This window comes from Clostridium amazonense (assembly GCF_056431285.1).
On record NZ_JBWKMH010000010.1, the window covers coordinates 255,795 to 278,617 of the forward strand.

General features: G+C 26.5%; 25 protein-coding genes. 21 read left to right on the top strand and 4 right to left on the bottom strand.

Going from position 1 to position 22,823, the window contains the following annotated elements; translation table 11 throughout:
* Window positions 1–21 precede the first annotated feature (21 nt).
* From AC07E4_RS05605 to AC07E4_RS05640, 8 genes are all read left to right on the top strand, one after another.
* Complete coding sequence (locus AC07E4_RS05605; protein WP_040330580.1) at window positions 22–741, top strand: phosphatase; 720 nt, start codon at window positions 22–24, stop codon at window positions 739–741.
* Window positions 742–814: 73 nt separating this feature from the next.
* Entirely contained in the window at window positions 815–1,738 is a 924-nt protein-coding gene (gene murB, locus AC07E4_RS05610) for a UDP-N-acetylmuramate dehydrogenase (RefSeq protein WP_430829006.1), read from the top strand.
* A 280-nt stretch (window positions 1,739–2,018) separates the two neighbouring features.
* The gene (gene hisC / locus AC07E4_RS05615; protein WP_040330578.1) at window positions 2,019–3,110 is read left to right on the top strand and encodes a histidinol-phosphate transaminase; all 1,092 of its coding nucleotides are present in this window, start codon (window positions 2,019–2,021) and stop codon (window positions 3,108–3,110) included.
* A 211-nt stretch (window positions 3,111–3,321) separates the two neighbouring features.
* On the top strand, window positions 3,322–4,206 hold the full coding sequence (rapZ, locus tag AC07E4_RS05620) for an RNase adapter RapZ (protein WP_040330577.1): 885 nt from the start codon (window positions 3,322–3,324) through the stop codon (window positions 4,204–4,206).
* Window positions 4,203–5,546, top strand: a complete 1,344-nt coding sequence (locus AC07E4_RS05625) for a gluconeogenesis factor YvcK family protein (RefSeq protein WP_430829004.1) — start codon at window positions 4,203–4,205, stop codon at window positions 5,544–5,546. The genes rapZ and AC07E4_RS05625 overlap by 4 nt, the downstream gene beginning before the upstream one ends.
* A 3-nt stretch (window positions 5,547–5,549) precedes the next feature.
* Entirely contained in the window at window positions 5,550–6,500 is a 951-nt protein-coding gene (gene whiA / locus AC07E4_RS05630; RefSeq protein WP_040330575.1) for a DNA-binding protein WhiA, read from the top strand.
* A 3-nt stretch (window positions 6,501–6,503) separates the two neighbouring features.
* Complete coding sequence (locus AC07E4_RS05635) at window positions 6,504–7,811, top strand: DRTGG domain-containing protein (protein WP_040330574.1); 1,308 nt, start codon at window positions 6,504–6,506, stop codon at window positions 7,809–7,811.
* Between the two features lie 33 nt (window positions 7,812–7,844).
* Complete coding sequence (locus tag AC07E4_RS05640) at window positions 7,845–8,141, top strand: Dabb family protein (RefSeq protein ID WP_040330573.1); 297 nt, start codon at window positions 7,845–7,847, stop codon at window positions 8,139–8,141.
* 98 nt (window positions 8,142–8,239) lie between these two features.
* Here the strand turns inward: AC07E4_RS05640 and AC07E4_RS05645 are convergent, their stop codons facing one another.
* The gene (locus AC07E4_RS05645; RefSeq protein ID WP_430829003.1) at window positions 8,240–9,319 is read right to left on the bottom strand and encodes an acyltransferase; all 1,080 of its coding nucleotides are present in this window, start codon (window positions 9,317–9,319) and stop codon (window positions 8,240–8,242) included.
* A gap of 360 nt (window positions 9,320–9,679) precedes the next feature.
* Between AC07E4_RS05645 and AC07E4_RS05650 the strand changes: the two genes are divergently transcribed.
* The gene (locus AC07E4_RS05650; RefSeq protein WP_478215902.1) at window positions 9,680–11,014 is read left to right on the top strand and encodes an FAD-dependent oxidoreductase; all 1,335 of its coding nucleotides are present in this window, start codon (window positions 9,680–9,682) and stop codon (window positions 11,012–11,014) included.
* A gap of 55 nt (window positions 11,015–11,069) precedes the next feature.
* Here the strand turns inward: AC07E4_RS05650 and AC07E4_RS05655 are convergent, their stop codons facing one another.
* Entirely contained in the window at window positions 11,070–11,528 is a 459-nt protein-coding gene (locus AC07E4_RS05655) for a DUF2798 domain-containing protein (protein WP_430829002.1), read from the bottom strand.
* A gap of 152 nt (window positions 11,529–11,680) precedes the next feature.
* On the opposite strand from AC07E4_RS05655, the gene AC07E4_RS05660 reads away from it, so the two are divergent.
* A complete protein-coding gene (locus tag AC07E4_RS05660; RefSeq protein ID WP_040330570.1) occupies window positions 11,681–12,097 on the top strand; it encodes a MarR family winged helix-turn-helix transcriptional regulator in 417 nt (138 codons plus the stop codon).
* 97 nt (window positions 12,098–12,194) lie between these two features.
* On the opposite strand, the gene AC07E4_RS05665 is transcribed toward AC07E4_RS05660, so the two are convergent.
* Together AC07E4_RS05665 and AC07E4_RS05670 are read right to left on the bottom strand one after the other, a co-directional pair.
* Entirely contained in the window at window positions 12,195–13,793 is a 1,599-nt protein-coding gene (locus tag AC07E4_RS05665) for a tetratricopeptide repeat-containing diguanylate cyclase (protein WP_040330569.1), read from the bottom strand.
* A 150-nt stretch (window positions 13,794–13,943) separates the two neighbouring features.
* A complete protein-coding gene (locus AC07E4_RS05670) occupies window positions 13,944–15,062 on the bottom strand; it encodes a Coenzyme F420 hydrogenase/dehydrogenase, beta subunit C-terminal domain (RefSeq protein WP_430829001.1) in 1,119 nt (372 codons plus the stop codon).
* A gap of 448 nt (window positions 15,063–15,510) precedes the next feature.
* On the opposite strand from AC07E4_RS05670, the gene AC07E4_RS05675 reads away from it, so the two are divergent.
* From AC07E4_RS05675 to AC07E4_RS05725, 11 genes are all read left to right on the top strand, one after another.
* On the top strand, window positions 15,511–16,047 hold the full coding sequence (locus tag AC07E4_RS05675) for a flavodoxin family protein (RefSeq protein ID WP_430829000.1): 537 nt from the start codon (window positions 15,511–15,513) through the stop codon (window positions 16,045–16,047).
* Window positions 16,048–16,071: 24 nt separating this feature from the next.
* Window positions 16,072–16,461, top strand: coding sequence for a MerR family transcriptional regulator (locus AC07E4_RS05680; protein WP_478215903.1), 390 nt, complete (start codon window positions 16,072–16,074; stop codon window positions 16,459–16,461).
* A gap of 186 nt (window positions 16,462–16,647) precedes the next feature.
* Window positions 16,648–17,556, top strand: a complete 909-nt coding sequence (locus AC07E4_RS05685; protein ID WP_478215904.1) for a GNAT family N-acetyltransferase — start codon at window positions 16,648–16,650, stop codon at window positions 17,554–17,556.
* 81 nt (window positions 17,557–17,637) lie between these two features.
* Window positions 17,638–17,787, top strand: coding sequence for a hypothetical protein (locus AC07E4_RS05690; protein WP_478215905.1), 150 nt, complete (start codon window positions 17,638–17,640; stop codon window positions 17,785–17,787).
* A 175-nt stretch (window positions 17,788–17,962) separates the two neighbouring features.
* Window positions 17,963–18,589, top strand: coding sequence for a hypothetical protein (locus AC07E4_RS05695; RefSeq protein ID WP_478215906.1), 627 nt, complete (start codon window positions 17,963–17,965; stop codon window positions 18,587–18,589).
* Window positions 18,582–19,346, top strand: coding sequence for an ABC transporter permease (locus AC07E4_RS05700; protein ID WP_478215907.1), 765 nt, complete (start codon window positions 18,582–18,584; stop codon window positions 19,344–19,346). The genes AC07E4_RS05695 and AC07E4_RS05700 overlap by 8 nt, the downstream gene beginning before the upstream one ends.
* Entirely contained in the window at window positions 19,333–20,049 is a 717-nt protein-coding gene (locus AC07E4_RS05705) for an ABC transporter ATP-binding protein (protein WP_478215908.1), read from the top strand. The genes AC07E4_RS05700 and AC07E4_RS05705 overlap by 14 nt, the downstream gene beginning before the upstream one ends.
* A gap of 42 nt (window positions 20,050–20,091) precedes the next feature.
* The gene (locus AC07E4_RS05710; protein WP_430828994.1) at window positions 20,092–21,060 is read left to right on the top strand and encodes an ABC transporter substrate-binding protein; all 969 of its coding nucleotides are present in this window, start codon (window positions 20,092–20,094) and stop codon (window positions 21,058–21,060) included.
* A 13-nt stretch (window positions 21,061–21,073) separates the two neighbouring features.
* Window positions 21,074–21,616, top strand: a complete 543-nt coding sequence (locus AC07E4_RS05715) for a hypothetical protein (protein WP_478215909.1) — start codon at window positions 21,074–21,076, stop codon at window positions 21,614–21,616.
* A 322-nt stretch (window positions 21,617–21,938) separates the two neighbouring features.
* Complete coding sequence (locus AC07E4_RS05720; protein WP_478215910.1) at window positions 21,939–22,382, top strand: LytTR family DNA-binding domain-containing protein; 444 nt, start codon at window positions 21,939–21,941, stop codon at window positions 22,380–22,382.
* Window positions 22,383–22,398: 16 nt separating this feature from the next.
* Entirely contained in the window at window positions 22,399–22,815 is a 417-nt protein-coding gene (locus AC07E4_RS05725) for a DUF3021 domain-containing protein (protein ID WP_051540518.1), read from the top strand.
* The last annotated feature ends 8 nt before the right edge of the window (window positions 22,816–22,823 follow it).

Sequence of the window (22,823 nt, forward strand, 5' to 3'; positions counted from 1 at the left end):
ATATGATGGGAGGGGTAAATAATGAAAGCAATAGTAGATGTACATACTCACACTACATTTAGTGGTCATGCATACAGCACATTATTAGAAAACATTAAAGAAGCATCTAATAAAGGTATTAAAGTTTTAGGGGTAGCAGACCATGCACCAACAATGCCAGGAACTGCTGATTTATCATATTTCGCTAATTTGGATGCTGTTCCTAGAATGCTATATGGTGTAAAAATACTAAGAGGTTGTGAGGCCAATATTATTGATTATGAAGGAAATATTGATGTTCCAGAGAACATTGCAAATAGATTAGATTATATGATTGCTAGTTTACATGAAGTTTGTATAAAACCAGGAACAATTGAACAAAATACCAATGCTGTAATGAAGGCAATGGAAAATAAAAATGTATTTATATTAGGTCATTTAGGAAATCCAAAATTTCCAATAGATATAGAAAAAGTAGTAAAAAAGGCTAAAGAAGAAGATAAGATTATAGAGCTTAACAATAGTTCATTTGTTACATCAAGAAAAGGAAGTGAACCTAATTGTTATAAGATAGCTGAACTATGTAAAAAATATGAAGTAAAATGTATTTTTGGTAGTGATGCACACATATGTTTTTCTATAGGAGAGTTTTCATGTGTAGAAAAGATGATAGAAGAGATTGGTATATCAAAAGAATTAGTATTGAATTATAAAAAAAATATGTTTACAGATTATTTACATAAAAACGGAAAAATTGTATAGTAATTATTGATTACAAAGTAGCCGATAAATTATACTATAATTATGTGTAAATAATTTGTGAAAGAGGTACAAGATGATTGAAAATAAAGAATTACTAAATGAACTAAAATTCATTTTAAAAGAAGAGAATATAAATTTAAATTCACCAATGAAAGAACATATAACTTTTAGAGTAGGAGGACCAGCAGATCTACTAGTCCATCCAACAACTTATGATGAAGTTATTCAAATAGTAAAATTATGTAATAAATATAATGAACACTTCTTTATTTTAGGAAATGGATCTAATTTGTTGGTAAAAGATGGCGGCATAAGAGGTGTTGTTATTAAATTTGATAAATTAGATAATATAAAAGTTGATGGTAAAAGAATAATAGTACAAAGTGGTGCATTATTAAAAGATACATGCAAAGTAGCTTTAAGCAATGCTTTAACAGGAATAGAATTTGCATGTGGAATTCCAGGTAGCATAGGTGGAGCCACAACAATGAATGCTGGAGCATATGATGGTTCAATGTCTGATGTTATAGAATCAGCACTAGTACTAGATAAAGAGGGAAATGTAAAAAACTTATCTAAAGAGCAATTAGAGTTGAAATATAGATCTAGTGCTATTATGAAACATAAGTATATAGTTTTAGAAGTGACTTTAAAACTTGAAAACTTGGGTGAAGATAAGATAAAGAATAGAATGGATGATTTAACAAATAAAAGAAATGAAAAGCAACCATTAGAATATGCATCAGCAGGAAGTACATTTAAAAGACCAGAAGGACACTTCACAGGTAAGTTAATTCAAGATGCAGGTTTAAAAGGAACACGTGTTGGTGGTGCAGAGGTTTCTTCAAAACATTCAGGATTTATAATAAACAAAGGAAATGCAACAGCAAAAGATATTTTAGATCTTATTGAATTAGTTCAAGACAAAGTAAAAGAAGAATTTGATGTTACATTATTACCAGAAGTTAGAATAATAGGTGAAGATAAAGAAGATTAGAATATATATTGAGTTTTTATAAAAACGTACAAAATAATTTATTTTATTTTGTACGTTTTTATTTGTAATTTTGTAAAAAATTAACAAAATGTTAACTTTCTAAGAAAAATAAAAGTTTTTATAGATTTAAAGTGCTGATATTTAGCAATTTAAAGCAAATATTAACAAAATGTTAATATTTTTACAAAAAAAGTCGAATATAACAAATAAATTATTTTTTGTAGTACAATCAATCATAAGGGATAAAAACTGAATTTTCAAAAAAAGAGGGGGATGTTTTATGGCATATGGAATAAGAGAAGAAATTCTAAACTTAAAAGAGTATAAGGCAGGAAAGCCTATAGATGAAGTAAAAAGAGAATATGGGTTAAATACAGTTATTAAACTTGCATCTAATGAAAATCCATTAGGATTTTCCCCAAAAGTAAAAGAGGTTTTAAGCAATTTAGTAGATAATGCAAATATGTACCCAGATGCTTCTAACTATGAATTAAAGTATAAAATAGCACAAAAACGAAATGTTCATTTTGATCAAGTTTTTTGTAGTACAGGATCAGATTCACTTATAAAGGTAATATGCAATACATTTTTAAATACTGGTGATGAATCTATAATGGGTGAAGTTACATTCTCAAGATACGGTGATTGTGTTAAATTAATGGGTGGAAAAGTTGTAGAAATACCTATGAAAAATCATGGCTTAGATTTAGAAGCTATGGTTAATGCAATAAATGATAAAACAAAAATAATTTGGTTATGTAATCCTAACAATCCAACAGGAACAATATTTACTATGGAAGAGTTAGAGAATATATTAAATAGAATTCCAAAACATGTAGTAGTGGTTATGGATGAAGCCTACATAGAATATGTAAGTGATAAAAATTTCCCAGACTCATTAAAATTATTACCAAAATATAACAACATGATAATTTTAAGAACCTTCTCAAAAGCTTATGGCTTAGCTGGTCTTAGATGTGGATATGGTATTGCTAGTAAAGAATTAGGTGGATATTTTAATAGAGTTATAGGACCATTTGATGTAAACTTATTTGCTCAAGGAGCTGCTGTTGCTGCACTTGATGATGATGAGTTTATAAAGAGAGCACATGATACCAATGAAGAATGGAGAAATTATTTATATAGTGAGTTTGAAAAATTAGGCTTAGAATATATAAAAAGTAACACAAACTTTATAATGTTTAATTGTAAAACAGATGATGTTAGAGTATTCAATGACTTATTAAAAAGAGGTATAATAGTAAAAGCAGGTACACATTTAGGTATGCCTGGTTGGGTAAGAGTAAGCATTGGAACTAAAGAGCAAGATGCTAAATTTATAGAAGTATTAAAAGATGTTTTAAATAAATAATATATAACCAGTTGATATGGTAAAAGTATCAACTGGTTATTTTCTTTTAATTGTACAAGTAAGTATGATATAATTAAATGTAATATGTTAAATAATAAATAAATAAAATATAAGAAGAATTGTTTTACAAGTTAATATAACTAATAACTTTTTAATATTAATTTGTAACCATATATAAGTTACGATTTTTAAAAAGAAGGGTGGTTTACTAATGAGATTTGTTATAGTTACAGGAATGTCAGGGGCAGGAAAAACACAAGCAATGAGAAGCTTAGAGGATTTAGGTTACTTTTGTGTTGATAATTTACCACCAACATTAATTCCTAAGTTTGCAGAAGCTTGTTATCAAACTGAAGGAAAGATAGATAAAATTGTAGTTGTAGTTGATATAAGAGGAAGAAAATTCTTTGATGATTTAATAGGTAGCTTAACAGTATTAAATGAACATGGATATAACCATGAAGTACTATTTTTAGAAGCAACAGATGAGGTTATAGTAAAAAGATATAAGGAATCTAGGAGAAAGCACCCTTTAGCACCAGATGGAAGAATTATAAATGGTATAGTTATCGAAAGAAAAAAATTAAAAGCTATAAGAGAAAAAGCAAATTATATAATAAATACAACAAAGCTTAGCAATAGGGATTTAAATGAAGAAATAATTAATATATTAGGAGAACAAGGACAGATAGAGACAAAGTTACTTGTAAATGTACTATCATTTGGATTTAAATATGGTATACCAGTAGATGCGGATTTGGTTTTTGACGTTAGATTTTTACCAAATCCTTATTATATTACTGAATTAAAACCATACTCTGGTAATGATAGCCCTGTTAGAGATTATGTGTTAAGTAAAGAAGAAACTAAGCAGTTTATAGAAAAACTCAATGATATGTTACAGTTTTTATTACCTAACTATAAAAAGGAAGGAAAAAGACAACTTATAATAGCTATAGGATGCACTGGTGGTAGACATAGATCGGTAGCAATAGCAAATAAAACTTGTGAACTTTTAGAAAAAAGTGGGTATACTGTTACTATAGATCATAGAGATATAAATGAAGATGTAAGTAGGGGAGCAGGAAAGCTATGAAGCTTAAGTACTGGTTAAAACCGGGACTAGGAATAAAAAGATTAATATTTGAAATTATTCTTGGTGTATCAGTAATTGTTTATAGTTTAATAAGACTTATTCAATTAATTGAAATAGAAAAAATAAAATTAGTTTATATAGCTTTTATTATAATAGGATTATATGCTTGTTATGATGGGCTTAGAAAATATGGAAGAAAGATGATATCTTTTGGAATAAATGATTTTAATATGAAAAACAGCACTAATAAAAGTGTTCCTGAATTTCTATATGAGAAAAACATTTTAGCAAAGGGGCCTAAAATAGTAGTTATAGGAGGGGGAACAGGCTTATCTAACCTTCTAACAGGTCTTAAATTGTATACCAGCAATATAACTGCAATAGTAACAGTAGCAGATGATGGCGGTGGTTCTGGAATGCTAAGAAAAGACTTGGGAATGTTACCACCTGGTGATATAAGAAACTGCATTACAGCACTTGCTTATACAGAACCGATTATGGAAGAATTATTTCAATATAGATTTAAAGACGGAAGCTTGGAGAATCAAAATTTTGGGAATTTATTTTTAGCAGCTATGGATGGAATATCTAAAGATTTCAATGAAGCTGTTAAAAAAACATGTTCAGTTTTAGCTGTTCAAGGCAGAGTAATACCAGTTACATTAGATAATATAAACCTATGTGCAAAACTTAAAAATAATAAAATTATAAAAGGTGAATCTAATATACCAAAGGAATGTATAAAAGATAAGACATCAATAGAACGTGTATATATAGAGCCTAAAGAAGCAAGAGCTATTGATGATGCAATAGAAGCAATTTTAGATGCACATGCTATTATTCTAGGGCCAGGAAGTTTATATACAAGTGTAATACCTAATCTTTTGGTAAATGGAATTAGAGAAGCTATAGAATCAAGTAATGGAGTAAAGATTTATGTATCCAATATTTTAACCCAAGAGGGTGAAAGTGATAATTATTCCGTAGAAGATCACATTAAGGCGATACAAAAACATTCATCAGATAAACTTATGGATTATGTGATAGTTAATGATTCAGATTTAGATGAAGAAGAAAAAAAGATGTGTGTAAATAATCAATATAGCTTAGTTAAATTAGATAAAAAAAGAAATAAAAAATTGAAAGTGCATTATATAAAGGGAAAATTTATAAAATTAAATGAAGAAGGTTATGTAAAGCATGATGAAGAAAAATTAGCTGAAGTTATATTAGAAACAGTACTAAAAAAGAGTTTATTTAATGAAGATAAAAAAGTAATGGAGATGTTTTATCTTCCGCATATGTTAAAAGAATTAAAAAAGAATAGAGAGAAAGGATAAAGTATGTCATTTTCACTAAAAGTAAAAAACGAAGTATGTAGACATTCAGAATTGAATAAGGAAGAGGCTATTGCAGAACTTTCAGGTATAATGAGGGCAAGTGGAACACTTGGAATTGGATCTAAGATGAGCTTGAACTTTAAAATAGTTACTGAAAATCCTGCAATAGCTAGATTAATATTTAAATTATTAAAAGAACATTTCAATATTCATACTCAAGTAATTGTTAAAAGAAGTAATTCATTAAAGAAGAATAATGTTTATGTTGTGGCAATTACAGAGGATTCAAATGTAAAAGAACTATTATTAGAAGTTGGAATTTTAACAGAAGAAGATTTTTTAAATTTAAATTATACAATACCTAAAAAGTTGGTTGAAGAAGAAGAGGCTAAACGTGCATATATAAGAGGAGCATTTTTAGGTGGGGGCAGCATAAATAATCCAGAAAAGTCTTACCACTTAGAATTTGTAACGCATAATTTAGAATATGCTAATGAATTAAGCAATCTAATAAATGAATATAATCTATCTTCAAAAGTAATTCAGAGAAAAAGTAGTTATGTTATATATCTTAAAGAAGGGGAACAAATAGTGGATTTATTAAACATAATAGGTGCACATAGTTCTCTTTTAGAATTAGAAAATATAAGAATAATGAAAGAAATGAGAAACAATGTAAATAGATTAGTTAACTGTGAAACAGCTAACTTAAGTAAGACAGTAAATGCAGCAGTAAGACAAATAGAGAGTATAAAATTAATTCAAAAAGAAATAGGATTAGATAGATTAGCTAAAAACTTAAGAGAAATAGCAGAATTAAGATTGGAATATCCTGATGAGTCGTTGAAAGAATTAGGCGCTATGTTAAATCCACCAGTTGGAAAATCAGGAATAAATCATAGACTTAGAAGGATTGAAAAAATAGCTGCAGAACTTAGGAAGGAAGAATGGTAGCAAATGTCTAAGCATGAGGAAATTATAAAATACATATTATCCTTAGAAATAGGAACAAAGATTTCAGTAAGGGGAATTAGCAGTGACTTAGGAGTTAGTGAGGGAACTGCATACAGAGCCATAAAAGAGTGTGAATCTATTGGTATAGTTAATACTGTACCGAGGGTAGGAACAGTCAGAGTAGAGAAATTAGAGAAAAAGAATATAGATAAGCTTACATTCAAAGATGTTACAAATATTGTTGAAGGTACTATTCTAGGTGGAGAAGAAGGCGTAGATAAGGTTCTTGATAGATTTGTAATAGGTGCTATGAAAGTAGATAGTATACACAAGTATATTGATGCAAATTGCTTATTTATTGTTGGAAATAGAGAAGAAGCTCAGAGATTGGCACTGCAAAAACAATGTGCAGTGCTTGTAACTGGGGGATTTGATTGTAGTGATGAAATTAAAGAATTAGCAGATGAGAAAAAATTACCATTAATATCTTCAACATATGATACTTTTACAGTAGCAAGTATGATAAATAGAGCATTATTTGAGAGTAATATAAAAAAAGATATTATTTTAGTTGAAGACATAATGGAAAAGAGTCCTGCATGTTTAAGTGTAAAAGATACTATAAAATCATTAAAAAGCTTAACAAAGGAGACTGGGCATGAAAGATATCCAGTTATAGATTCCAGTGCTAAGGTTGTTGGAATAGTAACTATTAGTGATATACCAAATGGGTGTGATGATGAAGAACTAATAGAAAATGTTATGGTAAAAAAACCAATAGTAGTGACACCATCAACTACTCTTGCATATGCAGCACATATTATGGCATGGGAAGGTATAAAGTTATGTCCCGTAGTAAATAAAAATAAATTGGTTGGTGTGATATCAAGAGAAGATGTTATAAAAGCAATGCAATTAGCACTTAGGCAGCCACATGTTGGTGAAACTTTTGATGATTTAATAATGAAAAATTTTGAATTTGAATTAGATAAAAATATAATGCATTTTTGGGGTGAAATTAATGCTGAAATGTTAGATTCTATAGGAACAGCATCTTGGAGTTCATTAAATATGATGCTTACTACAATGGGAACTATGGCATTAAGACAAAAAAATAGCAATACTAATATAGCAATAGATAGCTTTTCATCTTATTTTATGAAACCAGTTCAAATGGGACGTATAATAGACATCTATGCAGAAGTTTTAGATTTAGGAAGATATTATTCTAAAGTTGAAATAGCTGTATATAACAAACAAAAACAACTTATAGGAAAGGCTATGATGTCTGCTAAAATGTTGAAAAAATAATGTTTATAATTTAATTGGAAAGGAGTAATAATAATGTTTACACATATTGTGCTTTTTAAATTAAAAGATAACTCAAAAGAAAACTTAGATAAAGCTAAAAATTTACTTTTATCTATGAATGGAAAAATTGAATATTTAAGAGGTTTAGAAGTTGGAGCAGATGAACTACATACAGAACGTTCATATGATATTGCATTAATAACAAGATTTGACTCATTAGATGATATGAATGCATATCAAGTTCATCCATACCATGTTAATGAAATATTAGCAAACTTAAAACCTATGTTAGAATCTTCAAAAGCAATAGACTATACAAGTGAAAAATAGTTGGAAATCACATTATTGAGAATTATAAAAAATCATGATTACAATAAAATTTTATTTTGTAATCATGATTTTTTATTTATATTCCACAGTGAAATGTATTAATTACTTACAGTAATTTTATTTGAAATTTTTCTATGTTTGAAAATTTTAATTAAAGTATTAGTAATGTAACTTAGAATAAGTGATACTATAAATACTACTAATAGTTCTATAACAAAATATAGATTAAAATTATTTATAATTCTTTCAACATAAATTTTAAAAAAACGTGCATATGTCAAAATTACAAAAGGATGAATTATATAAATAATTAGAGATAAACTACCTATTTTCATTACAATCATATTTATTTTTTTATGGATATTATAATTAATAAATAAGTATCTTATTATATAAAATAAGAACATTGATGAAAGTATTGAAGTAAGCCCATTTCTATCCATTATAGTTTCAGTTGGAATACCACTTATTTTAGTAAGTATATATGTCATGAAAAATGTTACTAAATTGCTTAAAGTAAATCCTATTATAGATATTTTAAAGCCTTTCTTATTAATATCAATTACATTATATAAATAATAACCTATGAGGAAAGTACCTAAATAAGGGCCTATTCCTTCAAATGGTATAAATGGAGATACTTTTCTACCAAGTAGAATTAGAGAAGTATTTGGGATAAATTTAGTAGTAGCAAAAAATAACACTAAACATATGTAATAAATCCAAAGCTTACTATTAATATGTTTAACGATTTCACTAAGTATAGGTGCTAATAAATATAATCCCAAGATCATATATAAATACCATAGATGGTAATGAACACGATGTTCTAAAATAGCTAATATCCAATGTTTGATATTAAATGGTTTACCATTTAATATCAGGTCAACTACAATCAAATAGAAGAGAGAACTTAATAATAGAACTAATATTATCTTTAAAATTCTTTTGATTGAACTTTTAAAGTTAGAACTTTTTTTCAAGATAAGTGCTCCAGAAATCATAGTAAACATAGGAACAGCAAATCGTGATAATGTAGAGAATATATTTATAAATAGCCAGTTTGATGTAGGAATTTTTCCCCAAGTAGCAAAGTAAGTGCCACTCACATGAATGACAACAACAAAAAAACATGCTAAAGTCCGTAGCATTTCAATAGAATAATCTTTATTTTTCATTTTAATTCTCCTAAATATTAATAAAATACTAAACTGTAATAAATTATATATTTTATATATAAATTTGTAAATATTACATATTAATCATAAAATATACAAGAAACTTTATTATATTTATTAGAGGTATAAAGTGATAAAAAAATGCAATAATTATTTACTAAATAAAATAAACTATATCATATAATTTCGTTATAGTTTATTACCCAAATTATTCTAAAAAACAAATAAATATTATATACATAATTATGATTAATATATAGGAATAACTTAAGATATTTGAGATAAAAATAAACAAAGGAAATATAAATGTTTAAGAGTTGAATTGTATGTTAATTTATATTTTGTTGGAGGTATTTAAGTATGAAGATAGTAGTTGTTGGGTGTACTCATGCTGGTACAGCATGTATTGTTAATGCAAAAAATAAATATCTAGATTCTGAGATTGTAGTTTATGAGAAGAATGATAATGTATCATTTTTATCATGTGGAATAGCATTAAGTGTATCAAAAATTGTTACAGAGCCAGAAAGTTTATTTTATAATTCCCCACAAAATCTTAATAATTTAGGAATAAATATGAAGATGAATCATGAAGTTATAAATATAGACTTTAAAAACAAAAAAATAATAGTTAAAGATTTAAAAAGTGGTGAATTAAATGAGGATTATTATGAAAAATTAGTTCTTACATTAGGTTCTTGGCCAATAGTTCCTAAGTTTGATGGTGGAGAGCTAGATAATATATTACTTTGTAAAAATTATAATCATGCTAAAACTGTTATAGAAAAATCAGAAACAGCTAAAAATATAGTAGTTATAGGGGCTGGATATATAGGGGTAGAACTTGCAGAAGCATTCCAAATCAAAGGAAAGAATACAGTACTAATAGATGCTGAAGAAAGAATAATGAGCAAGTATTTAGATAAAGAGTTTACAGATATAGCAGAAAAAGAGTTTAAAAATAAGGGTGTACAACTTAAGTTGGGACAAAAGGTTGAAAGATTTGAAGGAAGCAATGGAAGAGTTAGTAAAGTAATAACTAATAAGGAAGAAATAAATGCAGATTTAGTTGTTTTATGCATTGGATTTGCACCGAATACGTCATTAGTTAAAAATCAATTAAAAACTCTTAAAAATGGAGCAATTGTAATAGATGAATATATGAGAACCAGTGAAGAAGATGTATATGCTGCTGGAGATTGTTGCATTGTAAGATATAATCCTGCTAATGATGAAAGATATATACCATTGGCTACTAATGCTGTAAGAATGGGTACATTAATAGCTGAAAATTTAGTTGAACCAAAATTAAAGTATTTAGGAACTCAAGGAACATCAGGAATTAAAATTTATGATTATTGTATAGCATCAACTGGAATGACAGAAGATGTGGCTAAATCAACTACAACAATTAATGTAGGTAGTGAATTTTTAAAAGAAAATCATAGACCAGAATTTATGCCAACATATAGTGAGGCGATGATAAAATTGGTTTATGATAAGGACACAAATAGAGTTATTGGAGGACAAATTTTATCAAAAGAAGATTTAACTCAATTTATGAACACATTGTCTGTAGTTATACAAAATAATATGACAGTGGAAGAATTAGCAGTAACAGATTTCTTTTTCCAACCACATTTTAATAAACCATGGAGTCTTTTAAATTCAGTTGCATTAAAAGCTTTAAAGTAGAAAATTCAAATAAAAAATAAAAAGCTATGCAGGTTTCATAGCTTTTTATTTTTTATTAATTAGCAAACATTTTACCAAATAAAAATCTTACTAGAGGAGATACAATAAGTAAATTAAGTGGTAATGCCATAATGAAATTTCTAACAATACATAAAGGATAAATCTTTAATGCGGTACTACTAAAGCCAGCAGCTATAATGGCACCATACATAGACATACAAAGAACCATACCTATTACCATACAACATGAAATAGCTAGTACAATTTTAATTTGTTTAGTTTCACTATTAGGTTTTACAATTTTAAAAGCAACTGGTTTTGCAATTTTGCCAACAACAAATACATCTAGTAAAAGTGCAACAATAAACCCAAACCAGAAATCGCTTAAAAGATTAGCAAAGAATTGATTACTAAAACCTTCATTCAAAAGCATATTATAAATAGTCATTCCTAGAACCATAAAAAAGCACATAAGTAGAGTAAAAATAAATTTTTCAAATTTCGTTTTTCCCATATAAAAAATACCTCCTAAAATATAAAAAAGTCAACTAAGTTGACAATAAAAATAATAACACTAAATCTAAATTGTGTCAACTAAGTTGACTTTGTGGGGTTGTTATAAATAAAATATATGATACAATATAAAAAAACAAAAAGGTGATTATAATGAAAAATGAATTGAGTATAATAGATTTAATAAGTGAAAAGCATATTGAACTAAGGCGAGAGGTAGAAGATCGATGGGGCAAAATGGGTGTAGATGAAATTTCACATACAGAAGCACTTCTTTTAGCGAAAATTAACATGGGTAAGATTTCCATTGCAGAAGTTGCGAGACAGGCAAATATATCACGTCAAGCTATGTATAAATGTGCAAAGAAATTAGAAGAAAGAGGATATTTAAAATTTGTAATTGATGAAAAAAACAGCAAATATACAGAACTTACATTAAAAGGGGAAGAGTATTGTATAAAAAGTGAAAAGTTAAAAAAAGAAATTGAGAATGAAATATCAAATATATTAGGGGATGAGTACATTTTAATACTTAAATCTATTTTGAATAAAAGTTGGATATTGAAATAAAAATTATAATCAATGTAAAGTTTATTTCAATATGTGTTCAAATAATAAAGAAAGCATGGTACGAAAAAAATGCTTTCTTTATTTTAATTTCTAAATTTTATATGTATAAATTTGAATATGTAACTTTATTTCTTCCAGTTTCTTTTGATTTATATAGATTATCATCTGCAAGTTTAAATAAGTCATGGGTTTGAATAGAGTGAGCAACTCCTAAACTAATAGTTACAGTAATATTGTTTTCCCATGTCATATTTGCAACGCTTTCTCTTAATGATTCTGCAAGTATAACAATTTCTTTCATAGATTTATTATGACAAAGTACACAAAATTCTTCACCACCATATCTAAATAGAGTATAGTCTTTATCTAATTTAGTTTTCATATTAGCAGCAATGTTTTTTAAAACATTGTCTCCAACTCCATGACCCAATTTATCATTTATTAATTTAAAATAGTCTATATCAATCATAATCAATCCAAAAGGTTTATTGGAGTTTTGTAATAATAAGTATTCATGATTAAGTTTCCTTCTGTTATACACCTTAGTTAGTTCATCTGTTTCCACTTGATTTTTAGATTTTTTTGCATATATTAAAAGTAGTATTAAGATAATAATTAGAGTTAATATAAGGCCAGCTTGAATACTTAATTTAAAGTTTTTATTTTTAATATTCAATGCTTGAACATTACTTTTACATTCATCAACTATAAATTGAACAACCAAAAAATTTTTTTTATCCATAATTTTAGTATAATCTGATAGTAATTCATGTTGATATAAGTCAATTTCACTTAAACTATCTTCAGAACAGTATTTGTGTAATACATCAGAAATATAATGTATATAATTACTTTTAATTTCAGTTAATCCTTCTTCATCACATAAATCAAATAATTTTCTTGCAGTATTAATACCCGTAGTTATGTTACCATCATAAAATTCAACTTTAGACTTTAGTGCTAGGTATGGTATTTTAACATTAAATGCAATAGTATTGCTAGGTGTATTTACCTGTATGTCTAGTTGGTTTAAAATACGTTTACATTCAGAAATCTTTCCAGTGTAAAAAAGTACTCTAGCTTTAATTATATTAATCGTTAAATAGTCTATATCATCATAATTACCATAAGAATCAAGAAGATTTAATGAAGTATCAATATAAGTTAATGCAGCATCATAATTATTATTTTTTGAATAAATATCAGCTAAATTAATGTAAGCATAAAGCTTTATTAATTTATTACTTGATTCATCATTAATTTTTAATGATAATGCATATTTAATGGTTTCTTCAGCAGTATCAAAACCACCTAAATCAGTAAAAAGATTAGAAATATTTATTAGACTTTTAGCAGCCTTAAAAGTATCACCTGTCTTTTGCGCAAGATAAACTATTTCAATAGAATATTTTAAACCATTTTGATAATCAGAGTTTAGTATATATAATTTAGATAAATCGTTTAATAAAATAAGTTTATTATATTTATTTATATACTTATATTTATCAAGTACTTCTGTTAAAGTTATAATTGATTTATTTCTATCTTCCATTGTAGTAAATGATATTGATGATGTTGCTTTTAGTATTTCATTATTGGTTTCTTTAATTCGATTTAAAATAGAAAAAGTAATTAATATTATTAATATAAGTATAAAAACTAAAATAAATTTTATATTTGTAATTCGTTTTTTCATTTAAGAATAATAAACCCTTTCAGTAAAATATAAGGTTCAAATAGTTAAAATAAGATATAACGCATCAACCTAGAACCTTATAAATATTTTCGTACATTAATTTATTAAATAAATAAAATTTTTTAATATATTTAATAATATTATTATAAATTATTTATAGTTATTCTTTAAATAATTAGATATATATTCAAATCCGTAGTTATGATAAGTATCCCAAAAGTCTGCTCTAGTGTTTGGATATTTAACTGGAGAAGTAAGTCTATTTTGTTCTGTTAAGGCTTCTATTTTATTACGTTCTTCTATATGGAGAAAATTAAAGGCCTCATTTAAAAGTTGGTGACCTTTTTCAGTAGATACTAAGATTAAGGAGACACCTTTAGTGTCATACCAAGCTGTATCATATTTTTCTATGCCCCAGTAATCGGCAATGGTAATATCAGATACACGATGAATATCTGTATATGGACAGTTTTCACATGATGGTCTCATAATAGTCATTTCATTAAAGAAAAGTTGATAAAATCTATTGTCAGTATAGTAGTTACTATCACCAGCAATTTTATATGTAAAGCCCTTATTGCTATTTTCCCTACGCCAATCTACTTGTTTTGTACGGAAGAATACTTCAACTAAGTTATTAGAATGCTCTTTTTCTAATAATGATTTGTATTCTTTCCAAATTAGAGGACTAGGAACGCTATGGCAAATTAAATCACAAGTATATAAGTTTTTACTTATAATATTATTTCCAATAAAGCTTCTAAGACCTGCAATTTGACATGGAGTACCAGTAAATAAGACTTTTTTACCAGAAATAAGGTCAGCTTTAACATCTTTAAAAATAGAATTCATAGTACTTTGGGCATATTTTGAAAATCTCATTCGATTTCGTTCATTTTCATTAGTAGCTTTGGTATGAATAATATTAAAATCATCATCAAAGTCTACACCATAAATTAATCCATTTTCTTTTAGTATTACATCAGAAATAGCTGTAAAGGCACCACCAGATGTGGAATTAGAAAGAACTGAAGTATCTTTATGTTTTGCAACATAGAAAGTAGGTTCTTTATCATTTTTAAAGTTATCTTCTTTAATTAATGGACATACATTTTTACAAATACCACAATTTATGCATAAGGTTTCATCTATAAATGGATATAAAAAACCTTCTGAATCAGCTAGCATAGATATTGCATTTTTAGGACAAGAATTGTAACAAGCAGTACAACCACAACAATCTTTTTTTGAATTATAAATTTGTTTCACAACAAAACCCCCCTTATAAAGTTATAGGCAAGCAAGCTCTAATTTTAAACTATATTTTTAGCTATAAATATTTTCTTTCAAAAGAAATGTTCATTTTAAAACAATATAAAAACTTGTTTTTTAGGTATTTCTAGGAACAAGGTGAGCAATATCTACCATAACTATTCACTTTTCACTCTTACTTCTTAACTTAGTTTCAAATATAGAAATAAGAATAACCTGTAACGCTAGAGTTATCAATTGAAAAGTATATTATTGTAAATCTGAACTTGAAACCCTATAGTAACAAACAACTAAATTAATAATTTAATTTTATCACTTTGAAATAATTTTTAAATAAAATAAAATAAAAAATATAAATTAAGTTATTGACTTAGAGTTAACTCTAAGTGGTATTGTTTTTATGGAAGTAAAAACTATTATAAAAAGAGGGGAAGAGTGAAAAAATATGAGTAAAAAAGTATTGATTTTATCATCAAGTCCTAGAAAAGGTGGAAATTCAGATATTTTATGTAATCAATTTTTAAAAGGTGCAAAAGAAAGTGGACATGAAGTAGAAAAAATATTTTTAGGAGAGAGAAAAATAAATTATTGTTTAGGTTGTGAAGGTTGTGCAGAAAGTAAAGTTTGTGTATGGCATGATGATATGGCAGAAGTGTTAGATAAAATGATTGAATCAGATGTAATTGTTATGGCAACTCCAGTATATTTTTACACAATGGATGCTCAAATGAAAACATTAATTGATAGAACTGTTCCTAGATATACTGAAATTAGAAATAAAGAGTTTTATTTTATTATGACAGCAGCAGATAGTAGCAAGGAATCTTTAGAAAGAACATTAGAAGGATTCAGAGGATTTACTAGTTGTCTTTCTGGGGCTACAGAAAATGGTGTTATATATGGAACAGGCGTATGGAAAAAGGGAGAAGTTAGAAAAAGTAAAGATTTTGAAATAGCATATAATATGGGAAGAAATATATAAATCATTTGAAAGAAAGGAAACTATATGAATATTACAGAAGTAAGTAAAAAGTTTGGGCTTTCTCAAGATACACTTAGATATTATGAGCGTATTGGATTATTACCACATGTAAATCGTAATAAAAGTGGAATCAGGGATTATACTATAGAAGACTGTAATTGGGTAGAGTTTATAAAATGTATGAGGAGTGCAGGACTCCCAATTGAGGTACTAATTGAATATGTTTCATTATTTAAGAAAGGTGATGAAACTATTGATACTAGAAAGAATATACTTATTGAACAGAGACAGATACTATCAGAAAAAATAGAAGAAATGCAAGATACATTAAATAGGCTAGATAAAAAGATTGCTATGTATGATGATGGTCTAATAAAAACAGAAAGATGTCTAAAAAATAGTAATGAAAAATAGTATGAATATGTATATATATTGATAATAGGAGAAGTCGTAAGATATAAACTTACGGCTTATTTTTATTTAAGAAAAAATTATAAGGTTGAGTAATAATAGGTTTACAAATAAAATTAAAAGTAGATAAGATGCAATATTTAATGCAATTTTAGGAGAAAAAAATTTAAGAGCAAAAGGGTGGAAGTTATGAGTAGTTACATAGAAGTTATGAAAAAGAAATATCTTTATGAAGTTGGATATAGAAATAAAGATGTTTTTAGAAATAGTTTTAATGAATTAGCAGAAAAAACATTTGGAATTAATTTTGAAAAATGGTATCAAGAAGGTTATTGGGGAGATGGGTATATACCATATTCTTTATTAGATGGTGATAAAGTAGTAGCAAATGTATCTGTAAGTATTATGGAGTATTTAATTCATGGTGAAAAGAAAACATATATACAACTAGGTACTGTTATGACAGATAAAGAATATAGAAATAGGGGCTTAAGCAGAATACTAATGGAGAAAGTGATAGATGAGTGGGAAAATAAAGGTGATTGCATATATTTATTTGCAAATGACAATGTATTAGATTTTTACCCTAAGTTTGGGTTTAAAAAATGTGATGAATATCAATACTCAAAGAATATAATTAAGGAAAGAACTAAAACAACAGAAAAAGCAAGAAAGATGAATATTGAAGAAAAGTTTGATAAAGATATTTTTTTACAGGTTATTAGTAACAAATGTAATTTATTCAAAGTTAATATGGAAAATAACAGGTCACTAATAATGTTTTACTGTATGGATTATATGAAAGAAAATATATATTATATTGAAGAATATAATACTATTGCTATATGTGAATATGATGAAGAAAAATTATATATACAAGACATATTTGCAACAAATGAAATAGATTTAGATAAAATTATAAATATATTAAGTTTAGATGAAACTGAAAAAGTAATTTTGGGATTTACTCCTAAAAACACATCATCTTATGAAGAATCATTAGTAAATGAGGAAGATACTACATTATTCATAAGAGCAATAGAAAAAACTCCATTTGAAACAGAAAAGATAATGTTTCCAGTATTATCACATACTTAAAGTAAAGATTTAAAAACTAATATTGTGAAAGAAAAGTTATAATAGTTTAGGTTTACAAGTTTTATCTTAGGTTAAACTATGATGTATAAATCTATATATTATAATGAAAATATAGATGAAATGGTAGTTAAAATTGGAATATTGAAAGAAAAATGCTTAATTGGACAAATACCGTCAACTTACACGATAACTAGTGAAATTATAAAAGTTTCACTAGTTATTTTTATATAAAGATATATTATTATAATTTAATTATTTAAAAATTTTTAATATTACAAACTTTACATATGATATTGATTATCAATATCATATGTAATATACTTTATTTGTTAATTTAAAAATAATATAAAGTATATATTAAAGAAAAGATATTAAAATACATGATTGAATTAGGAAGGAGGAAACGATGAAATATATTTTTATAAATCCAGTTGTAGCCAATATGTACATAAAAGAAGAATTAGATAGAGTCTTATATAAAAATGGATACATAAGGGTAGAAGTTAAAAATGATTGGCATAAGATTGTAAAAGAAAAGTATAATAAAGAGCTTAAAGGAGTAGATAGAACTTTTTTAGATAAAAGATGTCCTTTAGCTGTAGAAACAATTCATAAATATGTAAATAAAGAAGATGTTTTTATTCCTAAGATTGATCCAATTCTAATACATTGTGGTATAGAAATTGCAAATAGAGAGGAACTAAGGGGAAAGAAAAAAATAATTACTACACCATGTGAAAGTTTAGCAATTTATGGAAATGAAAAGAATTTAGAAGATACCATATTTATAAGTTGGAAAGAATTCATATCTAATCTAGCGGACCATGAAAATCTTAAAGTAAAACAACTCAATGAAAGTCCTATTCCATTAGGGTATTTTAAATCTTTAGAGGTTAAAATTAGTAGTATTTCAGGAAAAGAGAATATAGAAAATTACTTTAAAAATAAATTACATATGGAAAGTGACTTAGTTGAGATGCTTTATTGTCCAAATGGATGTAACAATGGAGATGGAGTTTTAATAAATGAATAAAAATAAATGGATAAAAACATTGATTTCTATTGTGATTCTAGTTTTGATATGGAGTATAGCCACTAAGATGGAGATAGTTAATTCTTATATTTTACCATCACCATCAAAGGTATTAGATGTTTTATTTAAAATGATTGTATCAGGAGAGATTTTTCAGGATATCTACATAAGTTATATAAGAGTTTTAAAAGGATTTTTTATAGCAACTATATTAGCACTTGTATTAGCAATGATAAGAGTTATTCTTCCAAAATGTAATGATTATTATGAAAATATAATTCAATTTTTTAAGAATGTGCCACCACTAAGTTTAATATCTCTTCTAATTTTATGGTTTGGTATAGGTGAAACAACTAAGATAGGAATAATAGTTTTAACTTCATTTTTCCCAATATACTTAAATACAGTAAAGGGATTTGTAAGTTGTGATGAAAAATTATTGGAAGTTGGTAAAGTTTATGGATATTCAAAAACAAGTAGTTTTTTTAAGATAAGACTTCCATATGCTATGTCAGATATATTAGTTGGAATGAGAATAGGTTTAGGTTATAGTTGGAGAGCTATAATAAGTGCAGAAATGATTGCTGCATCAACTGGTTTAGGTCATATGATTTTGTTTGCTCAGCAAATGTCTAGAACAGATAAGGTTATAGTCGGTATTTTAGTAATAGGTGTAATTGGTTACATAACAGATAGAATGTTTGCATTTATAATTGATAAGGCTTTGAAAGGATCAGAAAAAAATGGATGGGATTAAATTAGTAAATGTAAGTAAGTTTTATACCGTTGAAAAAAATAGTATAAAAGTTCTAAATGGAATTGATTTAAACATACAAGCAAATAAGATAACAGTAATTTTAGGGCGAAGTGGATGTGGAAAGACTACATTATTAAGACTTGTAGCAGGCTTGGAAAAGTTAGATCAAGGAGAAATTTTAGATGATAATTCAAAGAAAAAAGCTTATGTATTTCAAGAGGATAGATTAATGCCTTGGCTAGATGTAAAGAAAAATATAACTTTTGGGATAGATAAAAATGATATAGATAATAAAAGAATTAATGAAATTATTGAAATGGTAGGTCTTAAAAAATTTTATAGTGCATATCCAAAACAATTATCAGGTGGAATGAAACAAAGAGTATCAATTGCAAGGGCATTTGCATATGATCCAGATTTTATAATGATGGACGAGCCATTTTCAGCATTAGACTTTTTTACAAGAGAACAAATGCAAAAGGAATTATTAAAAATTCATAACACATCCAGATGTTCAATTTTATTTGTAACTCATAGTATAGATGAGGCTCTTATTCTTGGGGATAAAATAATAATTTTAGAAAATGGTGTTATTAAATCTCAATATGAAATTGAAAAAGAAAATGATTCAAGAGATTTATTAGATTATAAGTTTGTTGAATTAAAAAAGAAAATAATTAATGACTTAAAAATAATTAATTAAAAATATATACATAAAGATACAAAGATAACGGAGGAAAAATGTATGAAATTAAGTAAATCAATAAAAAGAAAATTAGCATCGCTACTTGCAACTGGTATAGTAATGACAGCAATGGTTGGATGTACACCAACAAAAGAAACAAGTTTAGATGAGTTAGTAATAACCCATGTAACATCACCTTTAAATGTACCAAGTATAATACAAAAAAATAATAATATATTTGAAGAGGAATTCAGTGCAAATGGTAAGAATATTGCAATTAAATATGCTGAAATAACATCAGGAGCTGACCAAACTCAAGCATTAGCATCAGGAGATGTTGATATTTTATATGCTGTTGGGGGAACTTCTATAGTTTCAGCAGCTGCAAATGGTGCAGATATAAAAATATTAAATATGTATAGTAGATCACCAGAAGCATTTTGCATGTATTCATTAGATAAAAACATAAAATCAGCAGAAGACTTAAAAGGTAAAACTATAGCAGGACCAGTTGGAACTAACTTACATCAATTGTTAGTAGCATACCTTGAAAAAGCTGGAATGACTATAGATGATGTTAATTATGTGAATATGTCTATATCTGATGCAAAAGCTGCTTTAGATGGGAAAAGTGCTGATGTAGCATTACTTGCAGGACCTACTGCATACAAAGCAAAACAACAAGGATACAATTTAGTTGCTAATGGACAAGGATTAACAGATGCAGTAATAGCAGTTGCTGTTAGAGAAGATTTTTACAATGAGCATAAAGAAGAACTAAAAACATTTATGAAGGCTGAAGCTAAGATAATTGAATACATAGAAGAAAATTATGACAAAACTATGGATATAGTTTCTAAAGAACTTGATTTAGATAAATCAGCAGTTGAAGAAATGTATAAACAATATGATTTTAATATAGAAACAACAGAGGAAGATCATAAGGCATTTCAAAATGTAGCAGACTTCATGTTAAAAACTAAAATGATAGAAAAAGAAGTTAACACAGATGAACTTTTCATAAAGTAGTAGGTGGAAATAAGTGATACAAGAAAAAATTATAATAAAAGATGAAAATGATATTATAGAGATAACTTATGATGATATATTAAAATATCATGGTAGGCAAATGATTGGTGGAGCAGCTTTAGCATTTAAAATTATGTTAATGACTTTTCCGAAACTTTGTAATGAGATACCACAAAGAGGAAGATTTAGTTTTTATAGTGGAATAGGACAAAATGGAAAAGGAATAATAGATGCTGTAGAAATGGTTATGCGTGTAAAAACTCATGGACAATTAAGATTAGATAGTGATTATTCTAATGATAAAATTGGAGAAAAAGCACCTGGTGATGGAAGATATTATTTTGAAATAGGATATGATGATAAACTAGTAAAATTATATTTAAGAGAAGGAATAATACCTAGTGAGTTTATAAACTATTCTAAACTAGCTCATAAGTGCAAAGCAGAAAATATATCTATGACAATACAAGACAAAGAAAAATTATTATCATTGAGAGAAGAATTAGCTAGAAGTATTATAGAAACTAAACCAGAAGACTTATTTGTCATTTTATAATAATCTATAGGGTTCCAAGCTAAAAAATGAAATTATTAAAATATTAAACGAGAATAATGTTATTCCAAGAAACAGGAATTATTTAAAACGTTATTCATAAAAATTCCAAAGAAAATCTAATAAATAATATTACAAAAATAGTTAGTAAAATTATAAAAGTTTTACTAACTATTTTTATATATATAATATCAAATAGCATTTAAATGGTGTCTTTTAGTATCTTACTATTAAATTATTGCATGATAGATGTTTCTTTATGACTTAATAGTTAATTAAAAGTATAATGAATATATAAGCTAGCTTAAGGAGGATGTTAAGGAGGATGAGTTCTATTAAGGTTGAGATTAAAATAAACGAGAACATCGAACAGGCATATGTTGTTATTTATACAAATGAGATAAATGAAGAGATAAATGAAATATTACTAAGGTTAAAAGAAAATGCAGAAATAATTGCAGTGAATGAAGGAGAAAAAATAGTAATTTTACAGAAACGAGATATATATATGGTAAGGTTAGAAGCAACTGAACTTATTATTTATACTAAGGATAAATCATATAAAAGTAAGAAAAGGTTGTATGAAATAGGTGAACAGCTTGGCAGTGGGTTTATGCAAATATCAAAATATGCTTTTATAAATTTAAAAATGGTTGATAGTGTAGAACCTTTCTTTAATGGCGTAATGAACCTTAAACTTAAAAATGGGTATACAGAATATATATCTAGAAAATATTTGCCAAGTTTTAAAAAATATCTAGGAATTTAATAAGGAGGATATGATTATGAAAATATTAAAGAAGATATTATCTGGAATAGCTTGGGGTTCAACATTTTTTGTTATTAGTGGGATAATAGCAGCATTAAATAGTGATGCTTTTTTTATTGAAACAAATAGTCAATTTATTACTCAAGCTATAGCATCGATAATTTGTGGAATTTCATTTTGTGTTCCAACTATAGTTTATGATAATGAAAAAATACCAATGCCATTAAAAGTATTAATTCATATGGGGACAGGCTTAACAGTTTATTTGCTAATAGCATTATGGATAGGCTGGATTCCAATTAAACATGGAATATTACCAATGATAATAACAGTATTAGGAATGATAATTTTATCATTTGTTATTTGGGGAGGATTTTATTTTTATTATAGAATGGAAGCAAAAAATATAAATAAAAAAATAAAAGAAAAGTAAAAATTTAA

Bases quoted from the DNA above. Each gene is read 5' to 3' on its own strand.
- AC07E4_RS05665 (WP_040330569.1), bottom strand. From the start codon at position 13,793: ATGAAAAAACGAATTACAAATATAAAATTTATTTTAGTTTTTATACTT.
- AC07E4_RS05700 (WP_478215907.1), top strand. From the start codon at position 18,582: ATGAATAAAAATAAATGGATAAAAACATTGATTTCTATTGTGATTCTA.
- whiA (WP_040330575.1), top strand. From the start codon at position 5,550: ATGTCATTTTCACTAAAAGTAAAAAACGAAGTATGTAGACATTCAGAA.
- hisC (WP_040330578.1), top strand. From the start codon at position 2,019: ATGGCATATGGAATAAGAGAAGAAATTCTAAACTTAAAAGAGTATAAG.
- AC07E4_RS05645 (WP_430829003.1), bottom strand. From the start codon at position 9,319: ATGAAAAATAAAGATTATTCTATTGAAATGCTACGGACTTTAGCATGT.
- AC07E4_RS05625 (WP_430829004.1), top strand. From the start codon at position 4,203: ATGAAGCTTAAGTACTGGTTAAAACCGGGACTAGGAATAAAAAGATTA.
- AC07E4_RS05675 (WP_430829000.1), top strand. From the start codon at position 15,511: ATGAGTAAAAAAGTATTGATTTTATCATCAAGTCCTAGAAAAGGTGGA.
- AC07E4_RS05655 (WP_430829002.1), bottom strand. From the start codon at position 11,528: ATGGGAAAAACGAAATTTGAAAAATTTATTTTTACTCTACTTATGTGC.
- AC07E4_RS05660 (WP_040330570.1), top strand. From the start codon at position 11,681: ATGAAAAATGAATTGAGTATAATAGATTTAATAAGTGAAAAGCATATT.
- AC07E4_RS05605 (WP_040330580.1), top strand. From the start codon at position 22: ATGAAAGCAATAGTAGATGTACATACTCACACTACATTTAGTGGTCAT.
- AC07E4_RS05720 (WP_478215910.1), top strand. From the start codon at position 21,939: ATGAGTTCTATTAAGGTTGAGATTAAAATAAACGAGAACATCGAACAG.
- AC07E4_RS05635 (WP_040330574.1), top strand. From the start codon at position 6,504: ATGTCTAAGCATGAGGAAATTATAAAATACATATTATCCTTAGAAATA.
- murB (WP_430829006.1), top strand. From the start codon at position 815: ATGATTGAAAATAAAGAATTACTAAATGAACTAAAATTCATTTTAAAA.
- AC07E4_RS05680 (WP_478215903.1), top strand. From the start codon at position 16,072: ATGAATATTACAGAAGTAAGTAAAAAGTTTGGGCTTTCTCAAGATACA.
- AC07E4_RS05650 (WP_478215902.1), top strand. From the start codon at position 9,680: ATGAAGATAGTAGTTGTTGGGTGTACTCATGCTGGTACAGCATGTATT.
- AC07E4_RS05725 (WP_051540518.1), top strand. From the start codon at position 22,399: ATGAAAATATTAAAGAAGATATTATCTGGAATAGCTTGGGGTTCAACA.
- AC07E4_RS05690 (WP_478215905.1), top strand. From the start codon at position 17,638: ATGTATAAATCTATATATTATAATGAAAATATAGATGAAATGGTAGTT.
- rapZ (WP_040330577.1), top strand. From the start codon at position 3,322: ATGAGATTTGTTATAGTTACAGGAATGTCAGGGGCAGGAAAAACACAA.
- AC07E4_RS05705 (WP_478215908.1), top strand. From the start codon at position 19,333: ATGGATGGGATTAAATTAGTAAATGTAAGTAAGTTTTATACCGTTGAA.
- AC07E4_RS05685 (WP_478215904.1), top strand. From the start codon at position 16,648: ATGAGTAGTTACATAGAAGTTATGAAAAAGAAATATCTTTATGAAGTT.
- AC07E4_RS05710 (WP_430828994.1), top strand. From the start codon at position 20,092: ATGAAATTAAGTAAATCAATAAAAAGAAAATTAGCATCGCTACTTGCA.
- AC07E4_RS05695 (WP_478215906.1), top strand. From the start codon at position 17,963: ATGAAATATATTTTTATAAATCCAGTTGTAGCCAATATGTACATAAAA.
- AC07E4_RS05640 (WP_040330573.1), top strand. From the start codon at position 7,845: ATGTTTACACATATTGTGCTTTTTAAATTAAAAGATAACTCAAAAGAA.